12 protein-coding genes and 1 pseudogene are annotated in these 16,632 nt (G+C 68.4%); 2 read left to right on the top strand and 11 right to left on the bottom strand.

The genetic code is table 11. The features are described 5' to 3' along the window. On the bottom strand, positions 1 to 172 hold a 172-nt coding region (locus AB0D10_RS34325; RefSeq protein WP_360263063.1), incomplete at its 3' end, for a helix-turn-helix domain-containing protein. A 178-nt stretch (positions 173 to 350) separates the two neighbouring features. Between AB0D10_RS34325 and AB0D10_RS34320 the strand changes: the two genes are divergently transcribed. Both AB0D10_RS34320 and AB0D10_RS34315 read left to right on the top strand, forming a co-directional pair. Next, entirely contained in the window at positions 351 to 596 is a 246-nt protein-coding gene (locus AB0D10_RS34320) for a DoxX family protein (RefSeq protein ID WP_360263054.1), read from the top strand. A 325-nt stretch (positions 597 to 921) separates the two neighbouring features. Beyond that, the gene (locus AB0D10_RS34315) at positions 922 to 1,278 is read left to right on the top strand and encodes a DoxX family protein (RefSeq protein ID WP_360263051.1); all 357 of its coding nucleotides are present in this window, start codon (positions 922 to 924) and stop codon (positions 1,276 to 1,278) included. Between the two features lie 102 nt (positions 1,279 to 1,380). Here the strand turns inward: AB0D10_RS34315 and AB0D10_RS34310 are convergent. The 10 genes and pseudogenes from AB0D10_RS34310 to AB0D10_RS34265 all read right to left on the bottom strand — a co-directional run bounded on the left by AB0D10_RS34310 (position 1,381) and on the right by AB0D10_RS34265 (position 16,620). After that, a pseudogene (locus AB0D10_RS34310) lies at positions 1,381 to 2,908 on the bottom strand (ISL3 family transposase). Positions 2,909 to 3,916: 1,008 nt separating this feature from the next. Next, a complete protein-coding gene (locus tag AB0D10_RS34305; protein ID WP_360263060.1) occupies positions 3,917 to 5,182 on the bottom strand; it encodes an ISL3 family transposase in 1,266 nt (421 codons plus the stop codon). Positions 5,183 to 5,565: 383 nt separating this feature from the next. Then, positions 5,566 to 7,107 carry a long-chain fatty acid--CoA ligase gene (locus AB0D10_RS34300; protein WP_360263048.1) on the bottom strand — a complete coding sequence of 514 codons (1,542 nt, stop codon included), beginning with the start codon at positions 7,105 to 7,107 and terminating at the stop codon, positions 5,566 to 5,568. 82 nt (positions 7,108 to 7,189) lie between these two features. After that, positions 7,190 to 8,404 (bottom strand): 5-aminolevulinate synthase, encoded by a 1,215-nt coding sequence (hemA, locus tag AB0D10_RS34295; protein ID WP_360263045.1) that lies wholly within the window; start codon positions 8,402 to 8,404, stop codon positions 7,190 to 7,192. Between the two features lie 336 nt (positions 8,405 to 8,740). After that, positions 8,741 to 10,342, bottom strand: coding sequence for a fatty acid--CoA ligase family protein (locus AB0D10_RS34290; RefSeq protein ID WP_360263043.1), 1,602 nt, complete (start codon positions 10,340 to 10,342; stop codon positions 8,741 to 8,743). 98 nt (positions 10,343 to 10,440) lie between these two features. Further along, complete coding sequence (locus AB0D10_RS34285) at positions 10,441 to 11,850, bottom strand: class II 3-deoxy-7-phosphoheptulonate synthase (protein WP_360263040.1); 1,410 nt, start codon at positions 11,848 to 11,850, stop codon at positions 10,441 to 10,443. 40 nt (positions 11,851 to 11,890) lie between these two features. Next, positions 11,891 to 12,820 carry a diiron oxygenase gene (locus AB0D10_RS34280; RefSeq protein ID WP_360263037.1) on the bottom strand — a complete coding sequence of 310 codons (930 nt, stop codon included), beginning with the start codon at positions 12,818 to 12,820 and terminating at the stop codon, positions 11,891 to 11,893. Positions 12,821 to 12,833: 13 nt separating this feature from the next. Next, complete coding sequence (locus AB0D10_RS34275) at positions 12,834 to 13,661, bottom strand: aminotransferase class IV (protein WP_360263034.1); 828 nt, start codon at positions 13,659 to 13,661, stop codon at positions 12,834 to 12,836. Next, complete coding sequence (pabB, locus tag AB0D10_RS34270; RefSeq protein WP_360263031.1) at positions 13,658 to 15,790, bottom strand: aminodeoxychorismate synthase component I; 2,133 nt, start codon at positions 15,788 to 15,790, stop codon at positions 13,658 to 13,660. The genes AB0D10_RS34275 and pabB overlap by 4 nt, the downstream gene beginning before the upstream one ends. Then, positions 15,790 to 16,620, bottom strand: a complete 831-nt coding sequence (locus AB0D10_RS34265) for an arylamine N-acetyltransferase (protein WP_360263029.1) — start codon at positions 16,618 to 16,620, stop codon at positions 15,790 to 15,792. The genes pabB and AB0D10_RS34265 overlap by 1 nt, the downstream gene beginning before the upstream one ends. Positions 16,621 to 16,632: the final 12 nt, after the last annotated feature.

Genomic DNA, 16,632 nt, shown 5'->3' with positions numbered 1-16,632 from the left:
CCTCCCGCCAGGCCTGGTGCCACTGGTAGGCCGACTTCGCGGTCACCCGCAACCTGCGGGCAACCTCCTTCGGTGGGACACCTTCGTCGAACAACACGGCGGCCTCCAGCCGCACCGCCTCACGGCGCTGACGTGCCTTCGCCGTCAGCCCGCCCCCATCCGCATAGCGCATACCAACGGCATAGTGCGCAAATGGCCGTCAGTCAGCTACGCAAACAGGCCAATCACCTTGAAGCGCCAAGGTCAGTAATAAGGAATTAGGGGTCGCAGGTTCAAATCCTGTCGTCCCGACCTGAGACCGGGCAGGCTCTCACACCGGGCCCCTTCTCCGCTCGTGCTCAACTGTCGTTTTGCGTCCCCGCCGGTTCTGGCCGCTCCTGCCGCTGATGAAGACCGCGACGGCCGCAGGACTGGTCGCGGGCATCTGGTTCACCCCGCTGGCGGTGCTGACCAGCGCCGTCGTCGTCTGCTACTTCCTCACCGCCGTGGGCATGCACATCCGAGCCCGCGATCTGGGACGCAACCTCTTCCTCAACGCCTCCGGCATGCTCGTGCTCAGTACGGCCACCTTCGTGTTCGCCCTGCAGACCGCCTGAGGCAAGCCGGCGTCGAGCGTGGGTCCGCGGGCGAGAACACAACACCGGCCTGCCGCCGTACGACGCGTACGGCGGTGCCTCGGCACTCCAGCGGCAGCGGCACCAGGTCCCTTCCGGAGTCCGAGCAGTAGTCGGCCGATGGCACTCAGGACCCGCTCCGAGTTCTCTTCGTCACACAACGATCTTGGACGCCCTCTCGGCATCCCCGGAGGGTGCGGCTCTCCCCGAGGGGCTGGTCTGACAGGGCGTGTCACGTCTTGAGGCGCTGTCTTGTCAAGGACACGAACGCCCAACCGTCGTTCTCGCGCAGAAGAAGGAGTTTCTCGTGTTTGCCGCCTACCTCGTGGTCACCCTCCTCACCTCGGCTGTCAACGGCTCGGCCGCCATCGCCAACTTCATCGGTCACGACTACCCCAAGAGTCAGGCGGACAAGCTGCGTGTGCCCCGGTCCTGGATGCGCCCGCTGGGCACACTGCTGGCGTTGGGGGCGCTGGGGCTGCTGGCCGGGTTCGCCGTGCCGGTCCTGGGCACGCTCGCTGCCATCGGTCTCGTGTCGTACTTCCTTGGCGCACTCTGGGCCCACCTGCGGGTTCGTGACCACCAGCTGGGTCCCTGGGCCGTGTTCTTCTGTCTGCCCGTGGCTGCTCTGGCCGTGAATCTGGCCTACTACGGCACCCGGTGAACCGGTGCAGCTTGTCCCTCAGAAGGAGCCACTCCCGTCCCGGGACGGGGTCTGTACAAAGAACGGCTCTGTCCCGTAATCGGTGGTAGCGCTGGGTGATGGTCACTGGAGGAGGATGCGGTGGCGGAGCAGGGAGAACCCGGCTCGGCCGTGCATCTGTCTCATGATCCGTTTGGTTCGCGTGTTGACTCCCTCGGTGCGGCCGTTGTGGAACGGGAGGGTGAGGCCGGCCTCGATGGCGGCCCGGTCGAGTTCCAGGCCGTTCGCGAAGGAGTGCAGGTGGGGCAGGTCGACGGAGCGAACTGATGTGATCCAGTCGGTGAGCTTGGCGTCGTTGCCCTTGGCCGGCACCAGCAGTTGCGCGAACTCTCCGGTGAGACGGGCGAGTTCGGTCATCTCGGAACAGCTTTGGGTGAGCTCCCTCAGGAGGGCGGTGTCCTTGTCTCGCAGGTTCTCGGGACGGGTGAGGAGGAGGCGGGCGACGCGCCGCGGGGTGGTGACGGGCCTGTCACCATCGGCGCGCCCTGGGTGATGTAGCGGACCAGGAGGTTCGCGCTCCCGGTGTAGCCGAGCTCCCTGATCTCGCGCAGCAGGTGGGTGACGGGCACCGCGGGGTCCTCGGCCCTGCGCCGGCGCAGGTGGTCGCGGTAGGGATCGACCAGCGTGGGTTTGTAGCGGGGTGCCCGGCGGTCGCCGGTGGGCTCCTTCATGCGGGCGTACCGCTTGACGGTGTTCAGCGCGACGTCGAGGCGGCGGGCACATTCGAGCAGCCCGACGCCCTGGCCGAGCAGCTTGTGGACCTGGTGCCAGCGTTCGCGGGTGGTCTGCTCGCGTACGCCTCCGGGCCGGGTCGGGTTCACGGCGGTGGCCCAGCAGGCGGCGTGAGAGCGGATCTCGGCCAGGACCTTGCCACACAGGTTGCTCCACAAGTGCCATCTGTCGCTGACCTGCACCGCTTCGGGGAGGGCCTGGCGGATCGCCTCGCCGTAGGAGCCGGAGCCGTCCCGGCAGACGTACTCGGCCCCGGGGTGCTCGCACAGCCACGCGACCAGAGTCTGGGTGGTGCGGTCGGGCAGGACGTCGATCCGCTCGCCGGTCTCGGCGTCGATGAGCACGGTGGCGTAACGCTGACGCCGGCGCAGGGCGAAGTCGTCGACGCCCAGCCCGCGCGGGACGCGCAGCCGCGGCACCGACTGGCGCATGAGCACGCGCAGGGCGGTCGAGCGGGAGACCGTCGCAGCCAGGACGCGGGAGAGGCGGGCGCCCGCCCGGCCCGCTAGGCGCCCGCCCGGCCCGCTAACTCCTTCACGATCTCACCGAGTTGATCGGTGAGACGGCGCGTGCGCCGCTGGTAGCGTTCGATCAGGCCGGGGACCTGCTCACGGAACGTCTGGCGCGGGCAACCCAGAACCGGGCAGCTCAGGCGTCGGACTCGCACCGACACCACGACCCGCCGACCGTCCACCGGCACATCCGCGACCACTCGATGGTGGAAGCCATGCACGTGCCGCGTCGGCTGCCCGCACGCTGGGCATGGCGCAGGCTCGTCCTGGGGCCGGGCTGACACCCGGATGACCTCGCCCTCGTCCACCACGTCCTGGACGACCAGCGCCGAAAGTCCTGAAAACACTATGCTCACAAGCTCGTTGGCATCTCGCACGTAACAACAACGACGACCGTCACCCTTCGTTGCCACCGATTACGGGACAGAGCCGTTCTTTGTACAGACCCGCAGGTGATCATGATCATCGGCGGAGAAATACGGCACGCTTCGAATGCGTGCCGGTTACCAGCTGTGAGTTTCACCCCCGAGGCCGGTGAGTTTCGCCTCGGCGCCGCTGGTGAGTTTGCTCGCCCCACGCGCCGCTGCTGAAGGAGGTCAACACGGCCCGGGATCGGGTGGTGGTCGAGTGGCTCAGCGACGGTGGGGTTCCGCATCGGGGAACATGGACTGCCACAACTCGATCTTGCGTGAGGGTCCGTCAGTTTGCTGACGGACCCTCACGCAAGATCGCGTTACAGTAGACACTCCCGGGCCGGACACGGCTTCGCACCGGGTCGCGAATGCGTGAGCGCTGTGGACCTCAACTCACGTTCAAATGGCTGGAATTAATATCACCTGGGCTGCGCGTGCCGCTCATAGGCTAAGTAGTAGCCAGGGGCATAGAGCCTCCTCGTCGTGTCCACAGGGGGGAACATGAAGTGGAAGTGGGGGCAGTGCTTGGTGCGTGCTGCCGTGGTCGGTTCGATGGTTGCCGGCAGCGTGGTGCTGGCTAACGGCTCGGCTCAGGCAGCCGAAGGTCAGTGGACGCTCAGTACGAGGTACTGCGAGGCAGTAGTGAAGATCGAACTACATTCCTACCCTGATGGCCTACACGATGCGCAGGCCATCGATCCGACCCGGATTACTTCTACTTCCAGCACTGGCTGGCCATGTCAATTCACGCTTGTGGACAACGGGAGGGTCATCTACGACTCGTACAGGCAGCCGAACCCGGCTGGACAGTCGCCGTGGGAGTATGACGGTCCTGGTCATAGCATGTACGGCAGGATCTATGACTCGGTCACGGGCGAGCAGCCCACCAGTCCTTCCAACTAGCTAGGCTGTGTTTTGGGGCTCTCCTGCCTGATGTGTGGGTCAGGCTGTCGTGGGTTGTCGTCCTGGGAGAGTAGGGCGGGGGCCTGCGAGGGTGAGCATGACCAGGGCGATGACGGCGTCGGCGGAGTGGAAACCGAAACCGCGCCGGATGATCAGGCGGGTCTTGGTGTTGGTGCTCTCGATCAGTCCGTTGGACGGGCCGGTGATCAGCGCGGAGCGGATAGCGTCGTAGTGGCGCTTGATCGTGCGCTGGAGGTCGACGAAGGCGGGGATGCGGCAGCGGCGGGCCCAGCCGATCCACTGGTCCAGGGCCTTGAGGGCCGCGGTGGGGCGGCGCTTGGCCAGGGCGAAGACGGAGCGCAGGGCTTCCTTCAGTCGCCAGGCGCGGTGCAGCCGCGGGTCGGTGGCCGCGATCCAGGCGAGCTTGGCCACTTGGCGGTCGGTCAGGTCCTCGGCGTTCTTCCACAACGCGAAACGGGAGTCCTTCAACGCCCTCGCCCGCTCCCGGTCGCCCAGCTCGCGCCGGGCCCGGTTCCACGAGGCCCGGCGCTCGGTGTTCAACGCCTCGGTCGCCCAGGCGACCACGTGAAAGGGGTCCATCACCCGCAGCGCACCCGGTGCCCGCTCGGCGATGACCTGGGCGATCCAGGCGGCGCCATCGGCGCTGATGTGTGTCAGCCGTGCGGCTCGAACCTCGCCGAGCTCGTCGAAGAACCGGGTGAGGACGTCGGTGCCGTGGCCGTCGGCCATCCGCACCACCCGGCAGGTGTCGTGGTCGACCACGACGGTCATGTAGCGCCGGCCCTTGCGGTAGGAGATCTCGTCGATCCCGATCCGGGCGAGCCCCGCCAGCCGGTCCGTGCCCCGGTCACGGTCGGCGGTGAAGCGCTCGACGATCCGCCCGACCGTGCGCCAAGAGCAGCGCAGCAGCTCGGCCGCCGCGCTCTTGGAGCACTCGGCGGCCATCCACGCCGCCTGCTGGTCGAAGGCCCGGGTGTGCCCGGCGTCGTGCCGGGCCCACGGCACCGCTGCCACCGTCGGACCGTGCCGGCGGCAGGCGACCCGCGGGGCATCCGCCTCCAGGAACACCCGCACCGCCCCGTGGTCCAGGTCGCGCCACCGGCGCCGGCCGCGTCCCCGGTCGTACCAAGGAGCCGGGCGCTGACAGAGCCCGCACCGCCCACGCCGCCGCGCGTCAGGCCGCACCGACGCGACTACACACTGTTCCGATTCATCCCAGCGCACCGCCTCGACCACGGTGTTTTCCACCATCAGGGTGCGCTTCCATATGCTGAAGGCAGGCACGCCGTCTCTCTGCTTGATCAAACTTGGGCTTCGACACCTCAAGGATCACAGAGGACGGCGTGTTTCACGTCCAGCCGTAGATCAGCGCACCCACACATGCGGCAGGAGAGCCGGAAATCCGCAACGTCCAGCAGGCATGGTCCGCAGCCAGCCTCGACGCCGCCGCGTGATCAACCAGACCTGTCAGAACGTCGAAAGTCGAGCTCCTCACGCGACGTGAGAAAAGCGCGCGGGACTGCTTTGTAGCGTTCCCATATGCCCTGAACCGCACCGAGCGGCGCCGACCGCGAACTGGCGGAGAAGGAATTTCAGACCCAGAATTAGGCGCAACATCACCTGCCTTGATCGCCTTGACAGGTTCCGCGGGCTGCTGGCGGTCTGATTCAGCGCTCGGCGCCGAACCACTGCGCCAACTCCCGCTTGAGCACCTTGCCGCTGGGGCCGAGCGGGAACGCGTCGACGAACTCCACCAGGCGCGGGTACTTGTACGCGGCCATCCGCTCCCGGCTCCAGGCGACGATCTCCGCGCCGAGCGCCTCGTCCGGCGTCCGGTCCGCGCGCGGGATCACCACCGCGCACACCTCCTCGCCGTGCCGCTCGTGCGGGACGCCGATGACCGCGACCTGCGCGATCGCCGGGTGGTGCACCAGCATCTCCTCGAGCTCGCGCGGGTACACGTTGTACCCGCCGCGAAGCACCAGGTCCTTCTTGCGGTCGATGATCGACAGATAGCCGTCCGCGTCCTTCACCCCGAGGTCGCCCGAGCGGAACCAGCCGTCCACCAGCACCTCGGAGGTCGCCTCGGGCCGGCCCAGGTAGCCGGCCATCACATTGTGGCCCCGGATGACGATCTCGCCGACCTCGCCCGTCCGCAGCAGCTCGATCCGGCCCTCCAGGTTGGCCCTGGCGATCTCCACCTCGACGCCCCAGATCGGGCGGCCCACGGTGCCCGGCTTGCACGGCCAGGCCCGCTGGTTGTACGCGACCACCGGTGAGGTCTCGGTCAGCCCGTACCCCTCGTAGATCGTGCAGCCGAAGGTGGCCTGGAACTCCTCCAGCACCTTGACCGGCAGCGCCGAGCCGCCGGAGAACGCGCGGTCCAGGGGCGGGCGGAGCGGGGTGGCGGCGGCCGCGTCGAGCAGCGCCAGGTACATCGTCGGGACGCCCATGAACACCGTGCACCTGTGCGCGACCATGAGGTCGAGCGCGCCCGCGGCGTCGAAGCGGTCCGTCAGCACCATGGTGGCGCCCGCCCGGAAGCAGGTCAGCATGCCGCAGATCTGCCCGAAGGTGTGGAACAGCGGCAGGCAACCGAACAGCACGTCCTCGGCCCGGAAGTCGAACGGGGAGAGCATCCCGACGGTGACGTTCATGGTGATGCTCAGCTGGGTCAGCATCGCGCCCTTGGGCCGCCCCGTGGTGCCGGAGGTGTAGAGGATCACCGCGAGGTCGCCGGGCGCGCACGGCCGGTAGGCGGCGATCGGTTCGGCGTGCTCGGCGAGCACGTCCAGCCGCGGTGCTTCGCACTCCGCGTCGGCCCGCACCGCGAGCAGCGGCACCTCGGCGATCTCCGCGGCCTTGCGCCCCTCGGCGAGCAACGACCCGGCGCAGATCAGCACGTGGGCCCCGCTGTCGCGCAGCACGTACTCGATCTCGGTCGCCTTGAGCAGCGCGTGCATCGGCACCACGACCGCGCCGAGCGCCAGCACGGCGAAGTAGGCCGCCGGGAACTCCAGGCCGTTCGGCAGCAGCAGCGCCACCCGGTCACCGGGGCGAGTACCCCGTTCGTCCAACACCGTGGCGTACTGCCGGGCACGGAACCATAGTTCACGGTACATCAGGCGAGCTCCGGCGAACTCGATCGCCGGGTGGTCCGGACGTCGTACCGCCGACTCGGCGAGAACGGCTGCTACCGAGAGAGTCACCAAACCTCCGCTGATCGATTGCGGTCGAAATCAGCGACGACGGCGGCCGGGCGCGCCAGGGCCCCCGGCCGCCGTCCCCGCCTCACGCCTGTGTGCGCGGGATGTCGAGCTCCTGCCAGATGGCGTCCAGCGCCTTCGCGAACTTCTCGACATCGGCCGTGGTGTGCGTCGCGGACGGCGCGACGCGCAGAATCTCCTCGCCCTCCAGCACGCTGGGGGCGTTGATGGATTGCACATAGATGCCGTACCGGTCCAGCAGCAGCGCCGACGCCTGACGGCAGGTGGCGTCCTCGCCGACGAACGCCGAGACGATGTGCGACATCGGCGAGACGAACGGGATGCGCTGCTCGTCGAGCAGCCGGTGCAGCAGCTGCGCGTTGTTCCGCAGCCGCTCGCGCTCCTCGTCGGAGGCGACGAGGTGGCGGACCGCCGCGAGCGCGCCGGCGGCGATGGCCGGCGGCAGCGAGGTGGTGAAGATGAAGCCGCGGGCGAAGCTGCGCACCGCGTCCACCATCGCGGCGGGCCCGGCGATGTAGCCGCCGGCGGTGCCGAAGCCCTTCGCCAGGGTGCCCATCACGACGGTGAATTCGTCGGCGATGCCGTCCCGGGCGGCGATCCCGGCACCGCGCGGGCCGTACATGCCGACCGCGTGCACCTCGTCGATGTACGTGGTGGCGCCGTAATTCTCGGCGACGGCGGCTATCTCGGCGAGCGGCGCGATGTCACCGGACATCGAGTACACCGACTCCAGGACGATCAGCTTCGGGCGGTCGCCGTCGGCGCGGATCAGCTCCTCGAGGTGCGCGACATCGTTGTGCCGGAAGATCCGCTTCTCGCAACCGCTGTGCCGCAGCCCGTCGATGATCGATGCGTGGTTCAGCTGGTCTGAGTAGACCACGGTGCCGGGCATCCGGCCCGCCAGCACTGACAGCGCGGCGTCGTTGGCGGTGTAGCCCGAACTGAACAGCAGCGCCGCCTCCTTGCCGTGCAGCGCGGCGAGCTCCTGCTCCAGCAGGACGTGGTAGTAGTTGGTGCCACCGATGTTGCGGGAGCCGCCGGAGCCGGCGCCGAACGCGTCGACGGCCTCCTTCATGGCGGTCAGCACGGCCGGGTTCTGCCCCATGCCGAGGTAGTCGTTGCTGCACCAGACGCTGATCTCCAGCTCGGCGCCTGCCTGCCCCTCCCGGGCAGTGGCACTCGGGAACCGTCCGGCACGCCGACCGACCTCCAGGAACTGACGGCTGTGGTCGGCGAATTCCTTCATCTCATGAGTGAAGAAATCCAGGTGTGCGGTCATTATGCCACTCGCTCTCTAAAGAAGCCGCTGTCATATCGATCACGAGGCTGTCGATCGAACGGAATTTGGGAAGGTGGATCCGGCCTGGGACTCGATCCCCAGTAGCACCGGTGCGTTTGGGGCTGGTTGGCCGCCAACAGAGCGCCTGTAACGAGAGTCAGCCAGTCATCGGTCTCAGGCCGGTCAGGCCAGGATTTTCGACAGCATCCCCGCCAGGAGGACTGCCGAGATTGACAGAAACGTGGCCCCCGGTCCAAGTGGGAACCTGTCTCGCCGGATGGACCAACCCTGTCGCGCGGTCGCCGAGCCTAAGCCTGACCTGCGGAAACCTACCGATCACATCCGATAAGACAACGGCTTATCAGCGAGAGCGCCAGCTAGTGCGACCAGCGTCTGCTTGTCCGGCTTGCCGGCACCGGTGAGGGGCAGTGCGTCGTAGAACGTCACCACGGCCGGTACGTGATTCGGGGACAGCTCGGCAGCGACGTGACCGATCAGCGTCCCGGAGTCGGCGGTGCTGCCCGGCCGCACCACGATGGCGGCGTGGATGTGCTCCACGCGGTCGTCGTCGACCACGCAGTACACCGCGGCCTGGGCGACCTCCTGATGGGTTAGCAGCGCGTTCTCCACATCTGTGGGACGGACCTTGATGCCGTTGGTCTTCATCACCTCGCCCATCCGGCCGTGCAGGCGCAGAAAGCCGTTCTCGTCGAGGGAACCGAGGTCGCCGGTGTGCACCCAGCCGTCGCGGATGGTCACTTCGGTCAGCTCCGGTTCGCCCCAGTAGCCGAGCATGGTGGACGGGCTCCGCACGCACACCTCGCCGATCTCGCCGGGTGGGACGTCACGGTCGTCGTCCAGGCCGCGGATGCGTACCTCCGCGGTCGGACGCCCGACGGTCCGGCAGAGTGCCGGGTCGGAGTGGTCCGGCGGGGTCAGGATGCTGATGGGGCTGGTCTCCGTGGTCCCGTAGATCTGGGTCAGCACCGGGCCGAACACCTCGACCGCCTCGGCCAGGCGGGCGGGAGCTGCGGGGGAGCCGACGTAGGTGATGTTCCTGATGCTCGACCGGTCGGTGGTGGCGATGTCGGGGTGGTCGACCAGCATGTACAGCTGCGGCGGGGTGATCGCCAGCGTGGAGATGCGGTGCTGTTCCACGGCCCGCAGCACTTCGCCCGCCTCAAACCCGTCGTGCAGGACGACCGTTCCGCCGGAGGCGAGCGCGAGGTCGACGACGGTACCGCTGGAGTTGCTCACCGGAAGGGTCGACAGGTACACGATGGGTTCCGGGGACTGGAAGCCCACCCGGGGGCCCACCTGCAGGTAGAGGCTGCGGACGCGGTACGGCATTGTGACAGCCTTGGGGCTGCCGCTGGTACCGCTGGTGCAGATCACCACGGCCGGTTGTTCGGGGTCGACCTCGACGGCGTCGAGGTCGAAGGCGTACGAGTCGCCCGACGAGAGGTCTAGGACATCGGGACCGAGGGGGCCGAGAGCGGCGAGACGCGGTGGCTCAGGCAGCCGGTCGCACAGCTCGCGGGCCGCGTCGACGTTCTCCTTGTCGATGGCGAGGAAGGTCGCCCCGGTCCTGCTGAGCATCTCCTGCCGGGCGGCGGCGGCCAGCTGATCGGTGGGATCCACCGCGTTCGTGGAGTGCAGGTGGACCAGGGTGGCCCCGGCGAGGTTGGCCGCGTAGCGGAAGATGATGGTCGCCGGGGTGTTGGTGACGGTTAGCACCGCCACAACCGGATCCTTGCCTTCCGAAATCGGGGCTCGGTGTTCTGTGAAGTGCCGACGCAAGATTTCCGCCGCGGTGAGAACGGCCTTGGAGAACTGGCCTGCGGTGAACTCTTCGCCTTCCCGCCACAGGGCAATCCGGTCAGGATCGGACGCCAGCGCCTCAAGCACCCGGCGGGCGTAATTCTCCTTCGAAGGCATCGGAACTCCATTCCGCCGACCCGTTTATTGATCGGTGTAGGATTACATGATCGCGAGAGCGTGGGCACTCGAAAATGTTGCTGGTTTCACGCGGCGAACTAGGCGGGAGAGTTGCTGTGACTTGCGCCCTGGGTCGCGGCGTTCACCGCTGCCTCCGGTGCCACGACGCCGGTTGCTCCCGGGTTGAACATCTCGGCTACCAGGAAGGCCAGGTCAAGCGCCTGGCCTCCGTTGAGGCGCGGGTCGCACGCCGACTCGTACCTGCGGTGCAGGTCGTCGAAACCCAGATCGGCGCCGCCGCCGACGCACTCGGTCACGTCCTCGCCGGTCAGCTCCACGTGCAGTCCGCCGGCGTGGGTGCCGAGCGCCTGGTGCACCTCGAAGAAGCCGGCGACCTCGGCGAGGATGTCGTCGAACCGCCTGGTCTTGTGCCCGCTGGGCGCCTCGAAGGTGTTGCCGTGCATCGGATCGCACACCCACACCACCGGCGCGCCGGAAGCCGTGACCTTCTCCACGAGTTCCGGCAGCAGGTGCCGCACGCGGTGTGCGCCCATGCGCACGATGAACGTCAGCCGGCCCGGCCGCCGGTCGGGGTCGAGGCGGTCGATCAGGGCCAGCGCCTGCTCGGGCGTGGTGGCAGGGCCCAGCTTCACCGCGATCGGGTTGTCGATGGTCGCGAAGTAGGCGACGTGGGCGCCGTCGAGCTGTCTGGTGCGGTCGCCGATCCACAGCATGTGGCCGCTGCCCGCGTACCTTCGGCCGGAACGCGGCTCGTAACGGGTCAGCGCGGCCTCGTAGTCGAGCAGCAGTCCCTCGTGGCTGGCGAACAACTCCGTGGTGCGCGACGGATCGCCGCCGCGCGCGTCCTTGGAGGACAGTGCCCGGCCGATTCGACCGGCGAGTTCGCCGTAGCGTTCACCGGCAGCCGAGCGTGAGACGAAGTCCTGGTTCTCCTCGTGCAGTTGGCGTAGATCGGTGCCGACACGGGCGAATGCGCGCATGGCGTCCAGGGTGTAGCGCGAAGCGTCGTACATCCGAAGCAGCCGGGACGGGTCCGGCCGTCGTTCGGCCTGGCTGAAGCCGACGCCGTTCACCGCGTCGCCCCGGTAGACCGGCAGCGTGCGCCCGTCGACGGTCTCGGTCGGCCGGGATCGGGGCTTCGCGTACTGCCCGGCCATCCGGCCCACCGTGACCACCGGCACCGCCGACGCGTACGCCAGGATCACGGCCATCTGCTGCAGGAGGCGTAGTTTGCTGTGAATCGCCTGCGTCGAGAGGCGGCCGAAGCGTTCGGCGCAGTCGCCACCCTGCAGCAGGAACGCTCTGCCCTCTGCCGCCTGGGCGAGTCGTGCGGTGAACGTGTCGCACTCCTGCGGCGTGACCAACGGGAGCACGGCTGCCAGCTGATCCATCACGTCGCCGAGCTCAGCCAGGCTAGGCCACTCCGGCCGCTGATGGGCGACAAGTGTGCGCCAGTGCGCGGCGGCTTCGCCGGTGGGGGTCAACATGATCTCCGTCCGCTTCTCACGGCTCAACGGTGCGGGGCGGTCATGGGTGGACCATCTCGACGAGATCGTGGCTGATGCCCAGGTCGTCGAGCAGCAGCTGCAACGATCCGGTGTCCCGCGCGGGCACGGGACGGGAGGCGGCCCACTCGCTCAGCTGATCGGTGTCGATCTCGAAGCCGCCCTGGGCCGCCACGGTCACCCAGGGGTCCAGGTCCGCGGAGCGGAACGCGGTCAGCCCGGCGACGAGCGCTTCGCGGAACGTCCGCTGCAGTGCGCCGTCCAGGTTCCGGTAGAGCGAGCCGCACAACTCACGGAACACCACCGCGTGTCCGCTCTCGTCCCGCCGGTGCAGATCGGTGGTGATCCGGTTCATCGGCTGGATCTCCTGGGCGGTGGCGAGTGTGGAGAGGAACCCGTTGATCGTCGTCTCGGCGGCCAGGGAGAACGCGATGTCGACGATGTCGCGGTCGAACCCGGACAGCCCGGCGCGGGTGGCTTCCAGCTCCCGGACGACCGACCAGACGCCCGGCGCGAACCGCAGGTGCGTCAGGTCGCGCCGCCTGCGGGTCACGCCGACGGCGTTGTGGCACATCAGGATGTGGTAATGCTCATCGATGATCGTCTGGTGCAGCGCGTCGACGGCGACGTCGTCGTGGCGGACGGGGATCCGTTCCTGGAGCATCAACCGGCAGGCCGGCAAGATGATCTCGTCCTCGATGGCCGCGGTCTTGGCGTTGTAGGAGATCCACGCCGCGGACAGGATGCGCTCGCGAGCGTCCTGGTCGAGCCGGTCGGCACCCGGCAGTCCCAGCACCGGGACGAGGCGTTCGGGGAAGTCCGGCATCGCCGTGTCGAAGTGACCGTCGAGGTCGAGCTCGTCCTTCTTGACGGCCACTCGCTTCCCCCAGCGGCGCGTCAGCTGCACCAGCAAGTCGCGTTCGTACGTGGGCTCTTCACGTGCCGAGGTCATCGGGAAACCTCCTTCATGGGTTCACCACAGGAATCAGCGAGGCGTCGGCCGCAACGGCGAGCGCGGCCAGGCGCGACTGCCAGCGCTCGGCCGCTGCGGCGTCCGTGTCCTGGAACCGGCCCAGCCCCTCGGTGACCGGCCGGATGCCGTGCAGGGCGTTCAGCGTCCAGACGGGGACGCCGGCGAGATCCGACGCGGTGGCCTGCTCGGTGACGACCTGGTGCCCTGCCGTGGCGGCGAGCTCGCCGAGCAGGGCGCGGGTGATCCCGGGGAGCAGGCCGGGGCCGGGTGGTGGCCCGCACAGCGTGTCGCCCCGCCACCAGACGATGCTCGTGGACGCCCCTTCGACCACATGCCCTTCCGTCGAGACCAGCACCGGCTCGTCAGCTCCCGCCGCAGCCGCGGCAGCGCGTAGGGAGGCCAGGTGATCCAGGTCGGCGCCCTTGACGGCCGGCAGTCGACGGCGGTCGGGTCCCGCCGCGGTCCACAACCGGACGGTCGCGGTGCGCGGTGGCGCGGGGCGCAGCCACATCCGCAGCCGCGTTCCCGACCCGGTCTCCACGAGTTCGACGCGAGGAAACCATCGGCCTTGCGCGGGCAGCGACTCGGCGACCGCCCGCAGGAACCGGTTCGTCCGTTCGGCTCCCGGTCCGCCGAACCGGTCGCAGGCCGAACCGAAGCGTTCGGCGTGCCGGTCGAGTCCCCGCACCCGCCCCTCGTCCACGAGCCAGGAGTCGATGACCAGCACCGTCCCGGCGGCGTCGGCCGTCGACCATCCGCCATCGGGGTCCCAGCACCGGCGGACGCCCTGGTCGGTGGCCGTGCTCTTTGCCGTGTTCATCGTCGGGAGCCGCCCACGTCCGACACCGCCGGCGCACGCCAGGCGCGGAGCGACGCCGCCGCCTTGAGCAGCATCTCCTCGTACTCTTCGTGCGGGTGGGAGTCGAGCACTATCGCCCCGCCGGCTCCGATGGTCAACCGGTCACCGACACGGACCGCGGTGCGGATCACGATGTTCAGTTCCGTGCCGCCGGAGAGGCCGAAGTAGCCGAGGGCGCCGGAGTAGACACCCCGGGCCTCCGTCTCCAAGCGATCGATGATCTCCATGGTGCGCAGCTTCGGCGCTCCGGTCATCGACCCGCCCGGGAAGCACTGCCGGGCGCAGTCCATCGCGCTGACCCCGTCACTGAGCCGTCCGCGAACGGTGGAGACCAGTTGGTGCACGGTCTCGTAGCTCTCGACGGCCAGGTACGGGTCGACCTCGATGCTGCCCACCTCGCACACCCGGCCCAGGTCGTTGCGCAACAGGTCGACGATCATCAGGTTCTCGGCCTGAGTCTTGGCGCTGGAGGCGAGGACGGCGGCCAGTTCGGCGTCGCGCACCGGGTCGGCGTCGCGCGGGGCCGTGCCCTTGATCGGCTTGCTGGTGACCGTGCGGTCCCTCTCGATGCGCAGGAACCGCTCCGGCGAGGAGCTGAAGACCGTGACGTCGCCCAGGCGTAGGAGCGCGGCGTACGGTGCCGGGTTCGCCCGGCGCAGCCGCAGGTAGAAGGACGTGTCGTCGTCATGGAACGGCATGTGCAACTTGTCGGTCAGGCAGATCTCGTAGCTCTCGCCCCGGTTCAGCTGCCGCTGGCACTCCGTGATGTCCGCCAGGTACTGGCTCCGGCCGCGGCCGAGGTACTCCTCGGCATTCGGGGGCGGGCCGGCGGCGGGTTCGCGCGGCGGCTCGACATCGGCCGGGTTCAGGCCCGTCAGGAGCGCGGACGTCCGTTCCACCCACTCCTGCGCGTCACGCCGGGTCTTCTCGTCGTGGACGGCCACCAGGTAGGTCAGTCCCTCCTGGTGGTCGACCGCGATGACGCGATCGGCGAACATCCAGATGGCGTCCGGCGTTTCGGCGGTGTGGCTGGCCGTGGCCCCGCATTCGGCCTTGAGTTCGTAGCCGAAGTAGCCGACGTAGCCGCCGGTCAGGTCGAACGGCAGGTCCGAGTCGGGGATGCGCCGGTCGCGCAGCCGCTGTTCGAGGACGTCGAACACGCTGCCGGTGACGATGCCGACGCCGTTCGCGTCGCGCACTTCCACTGTCCCGCTGCCGGTGCGGTAGGTCAGGACCTCGCTGAGCGGACCTGACGTGTCGCCGAGGAACGAGAACCGGGACAGGCCCTCCTCCACCCGGCTGCTGTCCAGCCAGAAGCAGTACGGGGTGTTGTCGAAGAGCTTCAGAAAGATGGCCTCGGAATCGGCAGCGGTCGGCACGGCCGTGCTGATGATTCCCAGTTCCTCGACCGCGCCGGGCGTCTCGCCGGCCAGTGCGGTGCCGGTGCCGGTGTCCGTGTCCGTGTCCGTGTCCGTTCCGGTGTCGGTGACGGAGGGCCGTTGTTTGTGCTGCGTCCGGCGGGTCAGATCGGCGAAGTTCCGCAGGATCTCACGCCCGTACTGGGAAGCTATCGACTCGGGGTGGAACTGCACGCCCCACTGCGGCAGATCGCGGTGACGCAGCGCCATGAGTACACCGTCGTCTGCCCACGCGGTGGCGATGAGCTCCTCGGGCAGGGGCTCCTGCACGCACAGCGAGTGGTAGCGAACCGCGACGAATTCCCGCGGAATGCCGGCGAACAGCGGATCTCCCTCGTGGGAGACCTTGGCGACGTGCCCGTGTCTCGGTTCGGGCGCGGCGACCACCGACGCTCCGGCCAGGTGCGCGATCATCTGATGGCCGAGGCAGACGCCCAGCACGGGCAGCGTGGTGCGACGCAGCAGGTCGCCGAGGAGGCCGACGTCGCGCGGGTTCTGCGGCCGTCCAGGGCCGGGCGAGACGACGATGTTGTCGAAGTCCTCCAGCCGCAGGCTGGACAACATCGGATCGTCGTTGACCATGACGACGGGCTCCTGGCCGTTGATCTCGGCGATCAACTGGTACAGGTTGAAGGTGTACGAGTCGTAGTTGTCCAGCAGCAAGGTACGCATCACGGGCCGTCCAAGATCTTCCGGAGCGTTTGGACGTCGCCCGGTTCCAAGGTGATCCCGAAGATCTCCTCGGGAGCGGAAAGCGTCTCGTCCTTGTCGAGTTCCCGGAAGGTCGCCGGCTCTGCGGGACGTATCTCCGTGAGAGTGCTGCCGACGAGGAGGTGCCTCACGTCGGGCTGAGTGCGCTGGAGGACCATCCGGTGGTTGAACGGCGAGCGCGGGTGAGTCAGGCAGAAATGGTTGAGGAGCTCGAAGTCCGACGGATAGCGCGCGTCGGTGGTGAAACCGTAGAGCTCTGCGGGACCCTCAGGTCGAAGGAACCGCAGCACGTGTTCACCACTCGGTTCCCGCACCACGTCGAAGGGCCAATCGCCGTCCAGCCGCGAGTTCTCGGCGAGGCGGATGGGGACGTGCGGCCCGTATGCACCGAAACCCACGTCGAAGATCCAGCGTTCGTCGTCGAGCTGCACGCACAGGGCTACGTGGAGTGCCGGACCGAACTTGTTCCCGGTGCGGATCCGTGTCCTGCCCGCGAACGCCGAGAACGTGAAGCCGATCCGGTCCAGCACCGCCGCCATCAGGACGACCTGTTCCAGGCACCAGCCGCCGCGGCCCTGTCGCACGATCTTCTCCTGGACGCTGTCCAGGTCCAACGGCACCGTCGGCCGCCCGAGCACCGCGTCGAGGTTGTCGAAGGCGATCGCGTCGACGTGGGCGGCGTGCAGACCCCGCAGCGTGGAGAGGTCCGCAGCCACGTCGCCCTGGTAGCCCACGCGGGTCAGGTAGGCGTCCAGGTCGACGCCACTGCCCTGCCACATCGAATCCGTCATACGTAGCTCATC

The organism is Kitasatospora sp. NPDC048545 (assembly GCF_040651155.1).
Taxonomy (GTDB): domain Bacteria; phylum Actinomycetota; class Actinomycetes; order Streptomycetales; family Streptomycetaceae; genus Kitasatospora.
Note: the sequence above shows the minus strand (reverse complement) of the source record. Positions and strands in the feature narration are given on the sequence as shown.

Bases quoted from the DNA above. Each gene is read 5' to 3' on its own strand.
- AB0D10_RS34285 (WP_360263040.1), bottom strand. From the start codon at position 11,850: ATGTTGACCCCCACCGGCGAAGCCGCCGCGCACTGGCGCACACTTGTC.
- AB0D10_RS34265 (WP_360263029.1), bottom strand. From the start codon at position 16,620: ATGACGGATTCGATGTGGCAGGGCAGTGGCGTCGACCTGGACGCCTAC.
- AB0D10_RS34275 (WP_360263034.1), bottom strand. From the start codon at position 13,661: ATGAACACGGCAAAGAGCACGGCCACCGACCAGGGCGTCCGCCGGTGC.
- AB0D10_RS34290 (WP_360263043.1), bottom strand. From the start codon at position 10,342: ATGCCTTCGAAGGAGAATTACGCCCGCCGGGTGCTTGAGGCGCTGGCG.
- hemA (WP_360263045.1), bottom strand. From the start codon at position 8,404: ATGACCGCACACCTGGATTTCTTCACTCATGAGATGAAGGAATTCGCC.
- AB0D10_RS34280 (WP_360263037.1), bottom strand. From the start codon at position 12,820: ATGACCTCGGCACGTGAAGAGCCCACGTACGAACGCGACTTGCTGGTG.
- pabB (WP_360263031.1), bottom strand. From the start codon at position 15,790: ATGCGTACCTTGCTGCTGGACAACTACGACTCGTACACCTTCAACCTG.